13 protein-coding genes are annotated in these 14,579 nt (G+C 67.3%); 5 read left to right on the top strand and 8 right to left on the bottom strand.

Annotated features, from left to right (window positions below; genetic code table 11):
- Window positions 1-3,179, top strand: a 3,179-nt coding sequence (locus F6B43_RS18160) for an RHS repeat-associated core domain-containing protein (RefSeq protein WP_150450411.1), incomplete at its 5' end; no start/stop codon positions are given.
- A 94-nt stretch (window positions 3,180-3,273) separates the two neighbouring features.
- On the opposite strand, the gene phoH2 is transcribed toward F6B43_RS18160, so the two are convergent.
- Window positions 3,274-4,623 carry an RNA 5'-3' helicase PhoH2 gene (gene phoH2, locus F6B43_RS18155; protein ID WP_150450410.1) on the bottom strand — a complete coding sequence of 450 codons (1,350 nt, stop codon included), beginning with the start codon at window positions 4,621-4,623 and terminating at the stop codon, window positions 3,274-3,276.
- 258 nt (window positions 4,624-4,881) lie between these two features.
- On the bottom strand, window positions 4,882-5,706 hold the full coding sequence (locus F6B43_RS18150; protein WP_150450409.1) for an isoprenyl transferase: 825 nt from the start codon (window positions 5,704-5,706) through the stop codon (window positions 4,882-4,884).
- A gap of 77 nt (window positions 5,707-5,783) precedes the next feature.
- Here F6B43_RS18150 and trhA point away from each other — a divergent pair, with 77 nt between their 5' ends.
- Window positions 5,784-6,488 carry a PAQR family membrane homeostasis protein TrhA gene (trhA, locus tag F6B43_RS18145; RefSeq protein ID WP_150450431.1) on the top strand — a complete coding sequence of 235 codons (705 nt, stop codon included), beginning with the start codon at window positions 5,784-5,786 and terminating at the stop codon, window positions 6,486-6,488.
- Window positions 6,489-6,511: 23 nt separating this feature from the next.
- On the opposite strand, the gene F6B43_RS18140 is transcribed toward trhA, so the two are convergent.
- A complete protein-coding gene (locus F6B43_RS18140) occupies window positions 6,512-6,832 on the bottom strand; it encodes a hypothetical protein (protein ID WP_150450408.1) in 321 nt (106 codons plus the stop codon).
- 78 nt (window positions 6,833-6,910) lie between these two features.
- Between F6B43_RS18140 and F6B43_RS18135 the strand changes: the two genes are divergently transcribed.
- Window positions 6,911-7,303 carry a DUF4307 domain-containing protein gene (locus F6B43_RS18135; protein ID WP_150450407.1) on the top strand — a complete coding sequence of 131 codons (393 nt, stop codon included), beginning with the start codon at window positions 6,911-6,913 and terminating at the stop codon, window positions 7,301-7,303.
- An 85-nt stretch (window positions 7,304-7,388) separates the two neighbouring features.
- A complete protein-coding gene (gene greA / locus F6B43_RS18130) occupies window positions 7,389-7,880 on the top strand; it encodes a transcription elongation factor GreA (RefSeq protein WP_150450406.1) in 492 nt (163 codons plus the stop codon).
- 23 nt (window positions 7,881-7,903) lie between these two features.
- Here greA and ilvA read toward each other — a convergent pair whose 3' ends face one another.
- Complete coding sequence (gene ilvA, locus F6B43_RS18125) at window positions 7,904-9,124, bottom strand: threonine ammonia-lyase (RefSeq protein WP_150450430.1); 1,221 nt, start codon at window positions 9,122-9,124, stop codon at window positions 7,904-7,906.
- Between the two features lie 47 nt (window positions 9,125-9,171).
- Window positions 9,172-10,356: an AI-2E family transporter gene (locus F6B43_RS18120; protein WP_150450405.1), complete on the bottom strand. Its 1,185-nt coding sequence runs from the start codon at window positions 10,354-10,356 to the stop codon at window positions 9,172-9,174.
- Between the two features lie 102 nt (window positions 10,357-10,458).
- Here F6B43_RS18120 and F6B43_RS18115 point away from each other — a divergent pair, with 102 nt between their 5' ends.
- Window positions 10,459-11,760 (top strand): winged helix-turn-helix domain-containing protein, encoded by a 1,302-nt coding sequence (locus tag F6B43_RS18115; RefSeq protein ID WP_150450404.1) that lies wholly within the window; start codon window positions 10,459-10,461, stop codon window positions 11,758-11,760.
- A gap of 12 nt (window positions 11,761-11,772) precedes the next feature.
- Here F6B43_RS18115 and F6B43_RS18110 read toward each other — a convergent pair whose 3' ends face one another.
- The 3 genes from F6B43_RS18110 to F6B43_RS18100 form a co-directional block, all read right to left on the bottom strand.
- Window positions 11,773-12,870, bottom strand: coding sequence for a DNA glycosylase AlkZ-like family protein (locus F6B43_RS18110; RefSeq protein WP_150450403.1), 1,098 nt, complete (start codon window positions 12,868-12,870; stop codon window positions 11,773-11,775).
- A gap of 39 nt (window positions 12,871-12,909) precedes the next feature.
- A complete protein-coding gene (locus tag F6B43_RS18105) occupies window positions 12,910-13,800 on the bottom strand; it encodes a M48 family metalloprotease (RefSeq protein WP_150450402.1) in 891 nt (296 codons plus the stop codon).
- Window positions 13,801-13,932: 132 nt separating this feature from the next.
- On the bottom strand, window positions 13,933-14,502 hold the full coding sequence (locus F6B43_RS18100; protein WP_150450401.1) for a LemA family protein: 570 nt from the start codon (window positions 14,500-14,502) through the stop codon (window positions 13,933-13,935).
- Window positions 14,503-14,579 lie beyond the last annotated feature (77 nt).

Below are 14,579 nucleotides of genomic sequence, written 5' to 3'. Positions count from 1 at the left end.
CCACCACCACTCAGACCGACGCGCTCGGCCGGGTCGTGAAGACCACCGACAACCTCAGGAATGGGCACCCCGTCGATGGCCAGGTGCGGGTGGTGGAGTCCCGCGCGTACCCGGTGCCGGGCACGGTGGAGATCACCGACGCGTGGGGCGCGGTCACGGTCACGAAGCAGGATGTGTTCGGCCGGGAGGTCGAGACGGTCGCGCCCACCGGTCTGGCCAAGATCACCCGCTACGACGACATCGCACACACCGTCAGCACCGCGCTGACCCCGACCGGCAACATCGCGGACGCGGAGTACACCAGCACGAGCGTGTTGGACGCGGCCGGACAGACCACGCAATCCAGCGGGGTCCGTGCCGACCAACAACCCGTTCCGACTCTTCAGTCGGTGTTCGACGGGTTCGGTAGGGAGATCGCGACCACGGACGGAACCACCCGTACCGAGGTGCAGCGGGATGTGTTCGGCAACCCGGCCACCACCACGATCACTTCGCTCGATGCCGACGACCCGCCGATAGTTGCGGCTCGCCGGTTCGACGAGTTCGGCTCAAGCGTGGAGAAGACCCTCACCGGCGGTGACGAGTCCCGGTCCGGAGGCACCCGCACCCTCGACGTCCTCGGACAGACCCTGTCCGAGACCGATCAGAACGGGTTGACCTCCACGTTCGAGTACACGCCCGACGGACTGATCGCCAGGGCCGTCACGGGGTACGGGCAGACCACGGTGAACACGTATCACCCGGTGACGCGGAAACTAACTGAGACTGTCACGACGTCACCGATCGGCGACCAGGTGCGTACCGGGTTCGAGTACGACCCGGTCACCCGTGATGTGGCGGCGGTGTTCGACCCGGCAGACCGGGCCGGGACGCAGGTCTCGTACACGCACGATGCGTTCCGGAACATCACGAGCACCACCTACCCAGACGGCAACCGGATCACCCACACCTACGACCCGAACGGGCGCAAGGCGTCCACGAGCGACATCGACGGGAACACGACGTCGTACTCATACGACAGGACCGGACTCCTTACGACGGTGATCCAGACGGATCACCGCGGAGTGGAGGTCGGTCGGGTCGGATACACATACGACGAGTACGCACGGGTCACCGAGCTGGATCGGGGGAATGGGGTCACGACGAATTACACGTTCACCGCAATGGACGAGATCGCGACTGAGATCACCCGCGGCCCGGACGGAGCCGCCCAAGATGCGCGCCGGTACGTGTACGACGGGCATGGCAACCTCAGCCGACGTACCGATACCGCAGCCGCCGACCGCGCGGATGGTGCCGAACGGACCACATCGACGACGACGATGTATGAGTACGACGCGCAGGACCGGCTCACCCGCTCCACCCTTCGCCAGGGAGAGGCCGCAGACGGAGTGCTGATCTCCGACACGGCCTACGTCCTGAACGTGTCTGGTGACATCTTCCGCGAGAACACCACCGCTCTCGACTCGGAGACCGGGGCGAGCATCACGACGACGCGCGAGTTCACCTACACTCCGACCGGCGAAGTCGTGACCCTCACCAGCACCGCACCCGATGGAACCGTCACGACGGACGTACCGACCTACGATGCGGCCGGCAACCTCACCCACGCCGTCGATGGCACCCGGTACACGTACAACGCTCTGAACCAGCCCGTGACCGAGACGACGCCGACCGGTGCCACGCTCACGACCGAGTACTGGATCACCGGGCTACGCGCCCGGCTCTCCACAACCGACCCTGACGACGAAAAGTCCGGGGATGCGGTGTTCTATTGGGACGATGCCACCCTCATCAACGAAACCCACACTCTGGGTGGGAGACCGTCCGGGACCGCGTCGTACCTGATCGGCTCGGCCCGGAACGCCCGTACCACCACCAGTCCCGGTGCCGGGGCGGAGACGGTGTATTACACGCAGGACCGGCACGGGAGCGTCACCACCCTCACCGGATCCGACGGTACCCCCACCACCCGGTACTCTTACACCGACTACGGCACCCCCACGACCACTACCGCCGGAGCGGGTACAGCGACCGATACCGCAACCGGATGGATAGGAAACGTCACCTACCAACCGATCCAATACGCCGGGGAACACACCGCCCCCACCGGCGGGCAATATCTCCAGGCGCGCACGTACGACCCGGGCACGATGCGGTTCACCACCCAAGACACCGCACAACTGCACAACACGTACAACTACGCCGACCTCAACCCGGTCATGAAGCTCGACCCCACCGGCCGCACCCCCGACTGGGACGCGATCATGCTCGGGATCAACGGCGTCCTCGACGGGCTCGGCATCGCCCTCGCCGCCTACAGCGCCGGCATGGTCATCTCCACACTCCTCACCGGAGGCGCCGCCGCGCTCGGCTGGGCAGGCGTCGCCGCCGCCGCCGGAGGCATCGGCGCCGACCTCTACAGCGCCACCATCGCCACCGGCCGCATCCTCGCCCAGGTCACCCCCGAATTCATAGGCGCAGCCGCAGCATTCTTCACCTCCGACGCCGCCGCATGGACAGAAACAGCCCTCGGCATCGGGGTGGGAGCCGCCGGATACCTCACCTACAAAGCCGCCAAAGCAGCGGGGAAGAGCGTCGCCAAAGCGCTCAGCGAAACGCCGATGGCCGCACCACCCGGCACATTCGCGGAAGCGGCGGCCGCGTACGTGGGGGCCCCTGAGAAGCTCGCGGCATGGAGGGTGAGCTACAAGAAGAACGGCACCCTCAAGGCTTACCACCACAACACCACAAGCATCGGCGCGGCCGACGCCATCGTGAAGGACGGCTTCAAACCGGGAACACGCGGTGCGTACGGTCCGGGGACGTATTTCGGGGGTGATCTCGGAGAAGGTCAGAAGCACGGACGTTTCGGGCTGGACGTCGAACTTCACCCGCAGTCAGCCGTGAAGATCGACACGATAAGCACTCAGCTGTACGGCGTGAGAAATCCGTTCTGGACAAAATCGAGCCCCACAACGGTAGAGAAACACCTTTCCATCGTGAACTTCCCGAGGGCAACAAGGCTGGCGAAGACGACTCCGTTCGACCTCACCGTCTTCAAGAAGGCGTCTAACAACACCGACTACATCGTGGTGCGCGATGGCGGACATGAGGCGGGCATTGTCACGAACAGGCGACACCGACAACCCGGCCTGACCACCACCGCCAGGTTCTGAGCGGGTCATGATGCGGGAGAGCGTGTAGTCCGAGCGCCGGGGAAGACGACGAAGGGGCCGGGATGCCGCATCCCGGCCCCTTCGGAACGAACGATCAGGCCAGCTCGCCGGCCTCCAGCAGTTCGGTCACAAGCGCCGCGATCGCGGAGCGCTCCGACCGCATCAGCGTGACGTGGCCGAACAGATCGTGCCCCTTGAGCGTCTCGATGACCGACGCGACGCCGTCGTGCCGACCGACGCGGAGGTTGTCGCGCTGGCCCACATCATGCGTCAGCACGACGCGCGAGTTCTGGCCCATCCGGCTGAGGACGGTCAGCAGCACATTGCGCTCGAGCGACTGCGCCTCGTCGACGATCACGAACGCGTCGTGGAGCGAGCGGCCGCGGATGTGGGTGAGCGGCAGCACCTCCAGCAGCCCGCGCGCGATGACCTCTTCGATCACGTTGCCCGTGACGACCGACCCGAGGGTGTCGAACACCGCCTGACCCCAGGGGCCCATCTTCTCGCCCTGGTCACCCGGGAGGTATCCGAGCTCCTGCCCGCCGACGGCGAACAGCGGCCGGAACACGATGATCTTGCGCTGCTGCTGGCGCTCCAGCACGGCCTCGAGCCCGGCGCACAGGGCGAGGGCCGATTTGCCGGTACCGGCACGACCGCCGAGCGACACGATCCCCACCTCGGGATCCAGGAGCAGGTCGATCGCGATGCGCTGCTCGGCCGAGCGCCCGTGGAGCCCGAACACGTCGCGGTCGCCCCGGACCAGCCGGTATCCGCCGTTGCCGGTCACCCGCCCGAGCGCGGAGCCGCGCTCGGAGTGGATGATCAGACCGGTGTTGACAGGGAGTCCGTTCACGTCCTCGCTGACCGCCACGTCGCTCTCGTAGAGATCGCTCAGATCGTCACCCGATACGTCCAGCTGGGCGATGCCCGTCCACCCGGAGTCGACGGCCTGCTCGGCGAGGTACTCCTCTGCGGAGATGCCGAGGGATGCCGCTTTCACGCGCATCGGAAGGTCTTTGGAGACGACCGTGACCTCTTGCCCGTCCTGCGCGAGGTGCATCGCGACAGCGAGGATACGGCTGTCGTTGTCGCCCAGGCGCATCCCGGAAGGCAGGACGCCCGCGTCGGTGTTGTTGAGCTCCACGCGCAGTGTGCCGCCCTCGCCGACCTGGACGGGGAAATCGAGTCGACCGTGTTCGATGCGCAGTTCATCGAGATGGCGGAGCGCCTGACGTGCGAAGTAGCCGATCTCGGGGTCGTGCCGTTTGCCTTCGAGCTCGGTGATCACCACGACGGGGATCACGACGTTGTGCTCGGCGAAACGGAAGAACGCCCGCGGATCGCTCAGCAGTACGGAGGTGTCGAGCACGTAGGTACGGAGATCTTGATCGACTCCGTCGCCCGTGTGCTGGATGTGCTGCTGCTCTGGTGCTCGTGTGGTCACAACCCACTCCCGACCCGGGATCACGTCCCGGCAGTCACGAGTCGACCAGGGGTCACGAGTCGTGGTCCGTAAGGCCGACCCGACCGGGCTCCTTGCCCGATGAGATGAAAGTACGTCGGCCGAGCGGTCTGAGCGTTTCCGACACGCAGTCCGAGGGTTACGCGCGCGTAAATTCCCGGTGTCGGGTCAGCGGACGCGCATGGCTGCGAACTCGGCGACCGCTTGGCGGCGGATAGCGAGACGGCAGGAGTGCCGTCCTCATCCCCCGTATCGGCGGTCCCGTGATGCGAAGTCGCGGATCGCGCGGAGGAAGTCGACCTCGCGCAGGTCGGGGCCGAGCGCCTCGACGAAATAGAACTCGCTGTGCGCCGACTGCCAGAGCAGGAAATCGCTCAGCCGCTGCTCTCCGGAGGTGCGGATCACGAGATCGGGGTCGGGCTGGCCACCGGTGTAGAGGTGTTCGCCGATCTGCTCGGGCGTGAGGCTCGCCGCGAGCTCCTCGAGCGATCCGCCGTGCTCGTCGTGCTTCGCGATGATGCTGCGGACGGCGTCGACGATCTCGCCCCGCCCGCCGTATCCGACGGCCAGGTTCACGTGCAACCCGGAGTGATCCTTCGTGCGCGCCTCCGCCTCGCGGAGCACTCGGGCCAGGTCGGGCGGGAGCAGCTCGGTCCGGCCGACGGCCTGCACGCGCCAGTCGGGCTCGTGCGAGATCTCCTCGGCGAGATCGGCGATGATCTCGATGAGGTCTGCGAGCTCCTTGGAGTCGCGCTTGTGCAGGTTGTCGATCGAGAGCAGGTAGAGCGAGACGACGCGGATGCCGAGCTCGTCGCACCACTGCAGGAACTCCCGCATCTTCGCCGCACCGGCACGGTGGCCGTGCGCGGCGGTCTGGTAGCCGAGCTGCTTGGCCCAGCGCCGGTTGCCGTCGATCATCATCGCGACGTGGTGGGGAACGTTGCCGGGGACGAGGTGCGAGCGCAGCCGTCGGATGTACAAGCGGTAGAGCAGGCCCCTGCCCTCGTTCGACCAGACGCTCGCCACATGCCTACGGTACCGCGCGGCCGCTCGGGCGCGGGGCATGTGTTCCGCAGACTGCATGAACCGACGCGTAGGCTCGACGAATGGCCCGACGGACGAAGCCGGATGACGGCGTGGAGATGCCCCAGCTGCCCCTCCTCGAGGCAGCCGCCGTCGGCGCGCAGAAAGAGCTCAAGCCCACGTGGCGAGGATGGATCCACGCCGGCACCTTCCCCGTCGCGATCGCCGCGGGAATCGTGCTCATCCTGCTGGCACAGGGCGCGCCGGCGAAATGGGCGTGCGCCGTCTTCATGGCGACGTCCGTGATCCTCTTCGGCAATTCAGCCCTTTATCACCGCTTCAATTGGGGACCCAAGACGCTGGCCGTGCTCAAGCGCATCGATCACGCGAACATCCTGCTGCTCATCGCAGGGACCTACACCCCGATCGCCGCTCTTGCTCTCCCCCCGGCAGAAGGCACGCTGCTGCTCACGTTGGTGTGGGGCGGCGCGCTGCTGGGCATCCTGTTCCGCGTGTTCTGGATCAACGCCCCGCGCTGGTTGTATGTCGCCCTCTACCTCTTGCTGGGCTGGGCAGCGGTCATGTACCTCGTGCCGCTGTTCAACGCAAACGCGACGATGATGATCCTGGTCGTGATCGGCGGACTTCTCTACACCGGCGGGGCGGTCGCCTACGCACTCAAGCGCCCGAACCCGTGGCCCGGCCATTTCGGCTTCCACGAGATCTTCCACGTGTGCACGGTCCTGGCGTTCCTCTGCCACTGGACGGCATGTCTGCTCATCGCGCTGCACCCGTTCGTGCCGTCACTGGCCGCCCCGGTCTGACAAGAAGTGCCCGGAACCCGCGCTCAGCGTGGTCGTGCGTCGTTCGCGGGCGCTTCGCCCGTGCCGTCGACGTCGGGATCGATGTCTTCGTCGTCGACGTTCGTCGCCGCCATGGCCGCTTCGGCCTGCGCTTCGGCGTCGAGCTCCTCGCGCACCTCCGCCCGGTAGCGCCCACGACGGATGCGGCGGAGCATGTCCCACACGAGCAGGATGACGGCCACGGCGACGAACGCGATCGCGACGAAGCCCCACGGTCCCGGCGTGACCAGATTGGTGTCGAGACCGGGTTCGGGCGACGGGGGCAGGAGACCCATCGTCACCGGACCCGTGAGCGCTGCGTGCATGTGTCCTCGTTCTGCGCTGGAGCGCTTAGCCTGGAGTCTCCAGCCTAAATCTTCCGAGCGAAACCAGCTGACAGAGCCATGACCACTCCCGACCGACTCGATGTGCGGTACGGCCGCGTGCCCTCACCCGGGCGCCGCTGGGCCCTCGTCATCGTCATCGGCGCGATCGCCGTCGCCGCAGCGGCATTCGCATGGCTGACGATCTCCAACGCCCTGGACGACGTCGGCGTCGACACGACCGGGTACTCGATCGATGGCGAGCACAGCGTCACGCTGAGCTTCCAGATCTCGGCAGCCGCCGGCAAGAATGTCGCGTGCGCGCTGGAGGCGCAAGACGAAGAGCACGGCGTGGTGGGCTGGAAGATCGTGCAGTATGACGCATCCGAAGTCCACGCGCGTGCCTTCCGCGAGACGATCCCCACGGTGGGGCTCGCCACCACAGGTTTTGTCAACACCTGCTGGGTGACGTAGCCTGGCGGTCACAGTCGACACCGACGCCCCGGCCAGAGCCGGGGCGTTTTGACATCTCGACGGACCATGACCGAAGGAGAACATCGTGTCCAGCGACGCCCCAGAGACGTTCCTCACGCAGGACGCGTACGACCGGCTCGCCAACGAGCTCGAGCAGCTCTCGACGACCGGGCGAGAAGAGATCGCCAAGCGCATCGAAGCCGCACGCGAAGAGGGCGACCTCAAGGAGAACGGCGGATATCACGCCGCGAAGGACGAGCAGGGCAAGCAGGAGGCGCGCATCCGCACTCTGCAGCACCTTCTCAAGACCGCGACGGTGAGCGCGGCGCCTGAGAGCCACGGCGTCGTGGAATCCGGAACGGTGATCACCGCGGTCGTGGCGGGCGGCGAAGAGGTGTTCCTCCTCGGCAACCGCGAGATCGCCGTGGGCTCCGAGCTCGACGTCTACAGCGAGGCATCCCCCCTCGGGGCAGCGATCCTCGGCCTCAAGGAGGGCGAGAAGACGTCGTACACCGCACCGAACGGGCGCGAGATCACGGTCGAGATCGTCAAGGTCGAGACCTACTCCGGTCAGTAGAGCGCGGTCGGGAGAGCGCGCACTCAGTCGGCGACGACGGTCGGCGCGAATCCGGCATCGATGAGCGTCTGGATGACGTGTGCCCGATGGTCTTCGCCGCGCGTTTCGACACTGAGCTGAAGGATGACCTCGCTGATCTGCAGTCCCTGGCCGTGGCGGGTGTGCAGCACCTCGATGACGTTCGCACCCGCCTGCGCGAGGAGTTCGGACACCCGAGCGAGCTGGCCGGGACGATCGGGCAGCGGGATGGCCAGCGACATGTAGCGGCCGGATGCGGCGAGTCCGTGCGCGACGATGCGTTGAAGCAGCAGCGGATCGATGTTGCCACCCGACAGGATCGAAATGGTCGGGCCGGACGCCCTGATCTTTCCTGCGAGGATCGCGGCCACCCCGACGGCACCAGCGGGCTCCACGACGACTTTCGCGCGCTCGAGCAGAACGAGCAGCGCGCGGGCGATGTCATCTTCTGTGACGGTGACGACCTCGTCGACGAGCTCGTGGATGATGCCGAAGGGGATATCGCCCGGTCGAGCCACGGCGATACCGTCGGCGATCGTCGGACGGGTCGCGACTTCGAGGGGGTGCCCGGCGACCATGGATTGCGGGTAAGCGGCCGAGTTCTCCGCCTGAACCCCGATGATGTGCACGGTGCGCCCGACCGCCGCCGCGCGGGCGCGCGTTGCCGCCGCGACACCGGCGGCAAGGCCCCCTCCGCCGATCCCCACGAGGATCGTGTCGACCTCGGGCAGATCGTCGATGAGCTCCAGACCGAGCGTTCCCTGCCCGATGACGACGTCACGGTGGTCGAACGGATGGATCAGCACCGCCCCGGTGCGCTCGGCGAACTCTGCCGCGAGGCGCAGCGGGGTCTCGACCGTGGCGCCCTCGAGCACGACCTCGGCCCCGTACCCGCGCGTGGCGAGCAGCTTGGGCACGGGCACCCCGAGAGGCATGAAGATCGTCGCCGGGATCCCGAGCTTCTGCGCGGCCAGGGCGACGCCCTGCGCGTGGTTCCCGGCGGATGCGGCCACCACTCCCCTGGCGCGCTCCTCGGCGGTCAGTCGCGACAACCGGTATGTCGCCCCACGGATCTTGAAGGAGCCGGTGCGCTGGAGGTTCTCGAGCTTCAGATAGACGGGCACGCCGAGCACGTCGGACAGGTGCTGCGACTCTTCCAACGGCGTGTGCGAGACGACGCCGTGGAGCAGCGCGGCGGCGTCTTCGAACTCGGCGAGGGTCGGCATCGTCAGGAGCTGTCTTTCGGGTCGCGAGTCATTCGTTGCGGGCAGAGTCACGCGGGGTTCCTTCGGGTGGGAATGGTGTTCCAGATCAAATCGGCCGACGTGGGATCGTCACCGGTGCGCCAGCTCTTGGAGCCGAGATAGACCGCGACGACGTTGACGAAAGCGGCGATCGGGACGGCGAAGAGAGCACCGGGGATTCCGGCGATCATGGCACCCCCGGCGACGACGAGCACGACAGCCAGGGGATGCACCTTGACCGCTGACCCCATCAACAGGGGTTGGAGCACGTGCCCCTCGAGCTGCTGCACACCCAGGACGACCACGAGCATCCACAGCGCGATCCACGGCCCGTTGTACACGAGTGCGAGGAAGACGGCGAGCGCTCCTGTGACCACCGCACCTACGATGGGGATGAACGAGCCGAGGAACACGAGCACTGCCACGGGGATCGCCAGCGGCACGCCGAGCAAGAAGGCACCGAGCCCGATGCCGATGGCGTCGATCGAGGCTACGAGCAGCTGTGTGCGGGTGTAGTTGATCACGGTTTTCCAGCCTGCGCGACCCGCACCGTCGACCGCGGGCCTGGCATCCTTCGGGAAGAGCCTCGTGGTCCATCGCCAGATGCCCGCGCCGTCGGCGAGCAGGCACAGCAGGATGAAGAACGACAGGAGCGTGCCGGTCGCGACGTGCCCGACCGTGGTCCCGATAGCGAGAGCGCCACTCCACAGCTGGGATGCCTGCTGCTGGAGGAACGTCCACCCCTGGGTGAGGAATCCGTCGATCTGGTCCTCGGTCAGGTGCAGCGGTCCGTCGATGAGGTACTGACGGAATTGCGCGACCGCCTCGACGGTCCTGGCCTGGACCGAACCCCATTGCCGGGTGATCTGCCAGACCGCGAGCCACAGCAGACCCCCGACGATCGCGATCGTGCCGATCATGGAGATGACGATCGCGAGCCAGCGGGGGACGCGATGGCGCAGCATCCACGCGAATGCCGGCCAGAGGAGGGCGGAGACGAGGATGCCGATCAACAGCGGGATGACGAGGAGCTTGAGCTGGATCACGAGCCAGATCACGACGCCGGCAGCGGCGGCGACCACAAGCAGTCGCCACGAGAAGGCCGTCGCCAGCCGCAGACCACGCGGAACCGATCCGGCCAGCTCCGATGTCACCGTCCGGTTGCGGATCGCCTCGAGGAAGGCGCCGCGGGGCTTTTCTTCGGAGCCGCTCATCCCGTCAGTTTAGGTCCCGCGTGCGCGTAGCCCGTCCAGGCGGCACGATCGGTGGCGATCCCCGGCCGCGCGAGTGTCGGACGCCGTCTCTAGGCTGAACGGATGAGTCCGAGGGCGAGGCACACACTCAGTTCTGCGGAGGCTCGCCGGGTCGCGCTCGCCGCGCAGGGCTTCGCCCGCGATCGTCCGGCGGCGCCGGGGACGCGTCAGCTCAACGCCGCCATCGCGCGAATGGGCGTGCTGCAGATCGATTCTGTGAACGTGTTCGCGCGATCGCATTACATGCCGCTCTTCTCACGCCTCGGCCCCTACGACACCGCGGCACTCGATCGCCTCCTGTTCACCCGGCGCGCGCCCTACGTCGAGTCGTGGGCTCACGTCGCTGCCTTCATTCCTGCCGAGGACTGGAACCTCTTCCGCTTCCGGATGGACGACAACAGGGCCAAGTACGGCAGCGATCCGGACGGGTGGTTCGCGCAGCACCGCGACATCGTGGAATGGGTGCGCGCCGAGCTCGCGGCCCGCGGGCCGCTGCGCCCGGCCCAGATCGAGCACGACGCGAAGCAGGGCGCGCGGGGGCCGTGGTGGGACTGGGATGTGGTCAAGCACGCTCTCGAGTACCTGTTCCTGTTCGGTGACGTCGCGATCGCCGGCCGACGCGGGTTCGAACGCCGCTACGCACTCGCCGAACACGTCATCCCGCCCTCCGTGCTGGCTGCTCCCGTCGAGCGCTACACCGCGATCCGTGAGCTCATCCGGCGCGCCGCCCGGGCGTACGGTGTGGCGACGGCGTCCGATCTCGCCGACTACTGGCGGATCAAAGACCGGCCGGCCGTCCTCGCGGCCATCTCGGACCTCGTCGACACCGGCGAGCTGACCCCGGTGACGGTCTCGGGCTGGCTGACCGCCGGGCGCCCGGCGAAGGCGTGGCTGCACCGCGACGCGGCGGTCCCCCGACGTGTAGAGGCCACGGCGCTCCTCACGCCGTTCGACCCGGTGGTGTGGTTCCGCAGCCGCGCGGAGCGCCTCTTCGCCTTCGACTACCGGATCGAGATCTACACGCCCGCACCGCAGCGCCGCTATGGCTACTACTCGCTGCCCGTACTGATCGGTGACGACATCGTCGGGCGGGTCGACCTCAAAGCAGATCGGGCCTCATCCACTCTGCGGGTGCAGTCCGCCTGGTGGGAGGCGGGCCGTCCGGCGGATGCTGCGCCCCGCCTCGCCGACGAGGTGCGCGCTGCAGCCCGATGGCAGGGGCTGGACTCCATATCGATCTCGAGGTGGGGCGACGCGGCCGAAGATCTCGCCGACGTGCTGCCCGCAGCATCGCGCCACGAATCCGGACCGGGGGCCGGTACCGACGAGACGGCAGGAGATCAATCGGTGCTCGACGCGCTCTGACCCGCGACCGGGTCAGGCGAGCCCCTCGACCCGGAGCCCCAGCCACTCGCCGAGCGAGCGGATCTCGGTGTCGACCGCGTCGGCTGTCTCGAGGTCGAACGGTGCGTCTTCGTGGATAGCCGCCACCCGCAGCACCCCCGCCTTGCGGTCGGCCGCAGCATCCAGCTTGCCGATCAGGCTGTCCCCGCGGAGGATCGGCAGAGCGAAGTACCCCCAGCGCCGCTGTGCGGCGGGCTTGTACATCTCGACGATGTACTCGAAGCCGAAGAGGTCCTGCGCTCGCACCCGATCGAAGACGAGCCGGTCGAACGGTGAGAGCAGCGCTGTTCGCCCCTCGAACGCCTCCAGCGCCTGAAGGGCCTCGGGGTCGACACGCCACGTGCCCGGGACTCCCTCGACCTCTGCCCGCTCCCCCACCACGCCCACATCGATCGGCTCGACCGGCTGGGCCGCTGCCTTCTCGCGAGCGATCCCCTGCGACCGGAGCCGCTCGCGCGCCCGCAGGAGTTCGGCCTCGGCCACGGTGTAGCGGGGGTCCACCGCCGGATAGACCCGGTCGGCCAGATCCCACACCCGATCGCGCCCACGGCGGCCTGCGATCGCCAGCTCTCCCCTGCGCGCGAGGAACTCCAGCATCTGCGTGACGTTGCGGTTGTTGGTCCAGCCCGTCGACGACCACGGCACCAGACTGCTGTCAGGAATCTCGCGCGCGGTGAGGGGCCCCTCGGCCCCGATGCGCTCCAGGATGTCGCGCCGGAAGCGATCGTTCGCATCGAGCCAGTGACGGTGTTTGCGCCACTCAGGAGGCGGCCACGCCCGCATCGACGGCAGCAGCAATGGCAGCGCGCTCATGGGGCGGTAGAAGCCGTCGAGCTCGAAGACGGTTCGGTCGATCTCGACCGCGCTCTTGAGCTGGCCCGGCTCGTACGCCCAGCCGATACGGCTCCAGAGGATGTGGTCGGCGCTCGGCATGATCGCCGCGGTGGGATCGATGTTGACGATCGTGAGTTCTTCGAGCACTTCGACGACGTCGCCCGGGCGATCAGCGCACAGGCGCTGTGACGCGATCGCGATGCGACGCGCCTCTTGCCTCGTCAGCCGGAGCACCATGCTCAGACGCTACCCCGGGCTGCCGACGCCGGTCCGACGTCAGAACGAGCCGCCCATCTTCTCGAGCCGGGCGATCCGGTCGGGAATCGGCGGGTGGGTCGAGAACATGCGCTCCAGAGCGTTCGGGCGCAGCGGATCGGCGATCCAGAGGTGAGCCATCGAGGTGTTGGCTCGCTGCAGCGGCTTGCCGAACTCGCCGAGCTTGGCCAGCGCCGACGACAACCCCTCGGGGTCGCGCGTCGTCATCGCGCTCGTCGCGTCGGCCAGATACTCCCGCTGTCGCGAGATCGCGGCCTGCACGGCACCGGCGAGAAGGGGCGCCACGAGGGCGGCGACGACTCCGAAGATCATCAGGAACAGCTGCGCCTGCCCGTTGCCGCTGTTCCGCCCCCGGCCACCGAAGAACGCGATGCGCAGCATGAGGTCGGCGAGGATCCCCACCGCCACGACGAGGCCGAAGACGATCAGTGAGACGCGGATGTCGTAGTTGCGGATGTGCCCGAGCTCGTGGCCGAGCACGCCCTCCAGCTCGCGATCGGTCATCAGCTCGAAGAGCCCCGTCGTGACGGTGATCGCCGCTTCCTCCGGCTTGCGGCCCGTGGCGAACGCGTTCGGTGCAGGGTCGTCCACGACGTAGAGCTTCGGCATCGGCGTGCCGGTGGTGATGCAGAGGTTCTCGACGAGGCGGTAGTACCGCGGGGCGTCGGCTTTGCTCACCTCCATCGCGCCGGACAGCGCGATGGCCTCGCGCGCGGCGAAGAAGTACTGGAAGGTCGCGTACCCCGCCGCGAAGATGAGGATGAAGGCGGTGATCCACCAGTTGTTGCCCGCGAGCCATCCGGCGAGCACTCCGATCGCTCCAAGGAGCACGACGAACGCGATCAGGATGAACCACGTGTTGCGCTTGTTGCGCGCTATGGCGCTGTACATCTCACGACCTCGCTCGTCAGGTCTCGATACGCTCGCAGGCCAGCTACGTGCCGGACGCCGTCACCCGGCCGGTTGTCCGAGAGCGAGCCCCAGCGAGCGTGTCGAGACGCGCTCGCCGCGATCCATCGCGACTCAAAACTGGACGCGCGGCGGCTCGCTGATGGCGGCCCCGTCCACGACCTCGAAGAACTCGCGCTCGTGGAATCCGAGATTGCGTGCGAACAGGTTGTTCGGGAACACCTTGATCTTCGTGTTCAGCTCGCGCACCCCGCCGTTGTAGAAGCGTCGCGAGGCCTGGATCTTGTCTTCGGTGTCGACGATCGACTGCTGGAGCTGGAGGAAGTTCTGACTCGCCTGGAGCTGCGGATAGGCCTCGGCTACGGCGAAGAGCGACTTGAGCGCCTGCTGCATGTGACCCTCGGCCACGCCCGCGTCTGCGGGGCTGCCGGCCGTCAGAGTCTCGGCGCGTGCGCGCGTGACGTTCTCGAACACCGCTTTCTCGTGCGCCGCATAGCCTTTGACCGCCTCGATCAGGTTCGGGAGCAGGTCAGCTCGTCGCTTGAGCTGAACGGTGATGTCGCTCCACGCCTCGTCGACGCGGACGTTCAGCTGTACGAGCGAGTTGTACGTCGCCCACAGATAAATCCCGACGATGACGAGGAGCGCCACAACGATCAGAACCGGGATCAGCCATTCCCACATTTGTCTGGACTCCGTTCAAGTTATGTACTCATCCTAGCCACGGGGGCGGGATCGACCAGGGTGAAGGGATGACTCCC

Origin of the sequence: Microbacterium rhizomatis (genome assembly GCF_008710745.1) — a bacterium.
Taxonomy (GTDB): Bacteria; Actinomycetota; Actinomycetes; order Actinomycetales; family Microbacteriaceae; genus Microbacterium; species Microbacterium rhizomatis.
Note: the sequence above shows the minus strand (reverse complement) of the source record. Positions and strands in the feature narration are given on the sequence as shown.

What these genes read in the sequence shown, in the direction of transcription:
- F6B43_RS18105 (WP_150450402.1), bottom strand. Translation starts at nt 13,800, where the DNA reads ATGTACAGCGCCATAGCGCGCAACAAGCGCAACACGTGGTTCATCCTG.
- F6B43_RS18115 (WP_150450404.1), top strand. Translation starts at nt 10,459, where the DNA reads ATGAGTCCGAGGGCGAGGCACACACTCAGTTCTGCGGAGGCTCGCCGG.
- F6B43_RS18140 (WP_150450408.1), bottom strand. Translation starts at nt 6,832, where the DNA reads ATGCACGCAGCGCTCACGGGTCCGGTGACGATGGGTCTCCTGCCCCCG.
- ilvA (WP_150450430.1), bottom strand. Translation starts at nt 9,124, where the DNA reads ATGCCGACCCTCGCCGAGTTCGAAGACGCCGCCGCGCTGCTCCACGGC.
- F6B43_RS18135 (WP_150450407.1), top strand. Translation starts at nt 6,911, where the DNA reads ATGACCACTCCCGACCGACTCGATGTGCGGTACGGCCGCGTGCCCTCA.
- F6B43_RS18150 (WP_150450409.1), bottom strand. Translation starts at nt 5,706, where the DNA reads ATGCCCCGCGCCCGAGCGGCCGCGCGGTACCGTAGGCATGTGGCGAGC.
- F6B43_RS18120 (WP_150450405.1), bottom strand. Translation starts at nt 10,356, where the DNA reads ATGAGCGGCTCCGAAGAAAAGCCCCGCGGCGCCTTCCTCGAGGCGATC.
- F6B43_RS18100 (WP_150450401.1), bottom strand. Translation starts at nt 14,502, where the DNA reads ATGTGGGAATGGCTGATCCCGGTTCTGATCGTTGTGGCGCTCCTCGTC.
- F6B43_RS18110 (WP_150450403.1), bottom strand. Translation starts at nt 12,870, where the DNA reads ATGGTGCTCCGGCTGACGAGGCAAGAGGCGCGTCGCATCGCGATCGCG.
- trhA (WP_150450431.1), top strand. Translation starts at nt 5,784, where the DNA reads ATGCCCCAGCTGCCCCTCCTCGAGGCAGCCGCCGTCGGCGCGCAGAAA.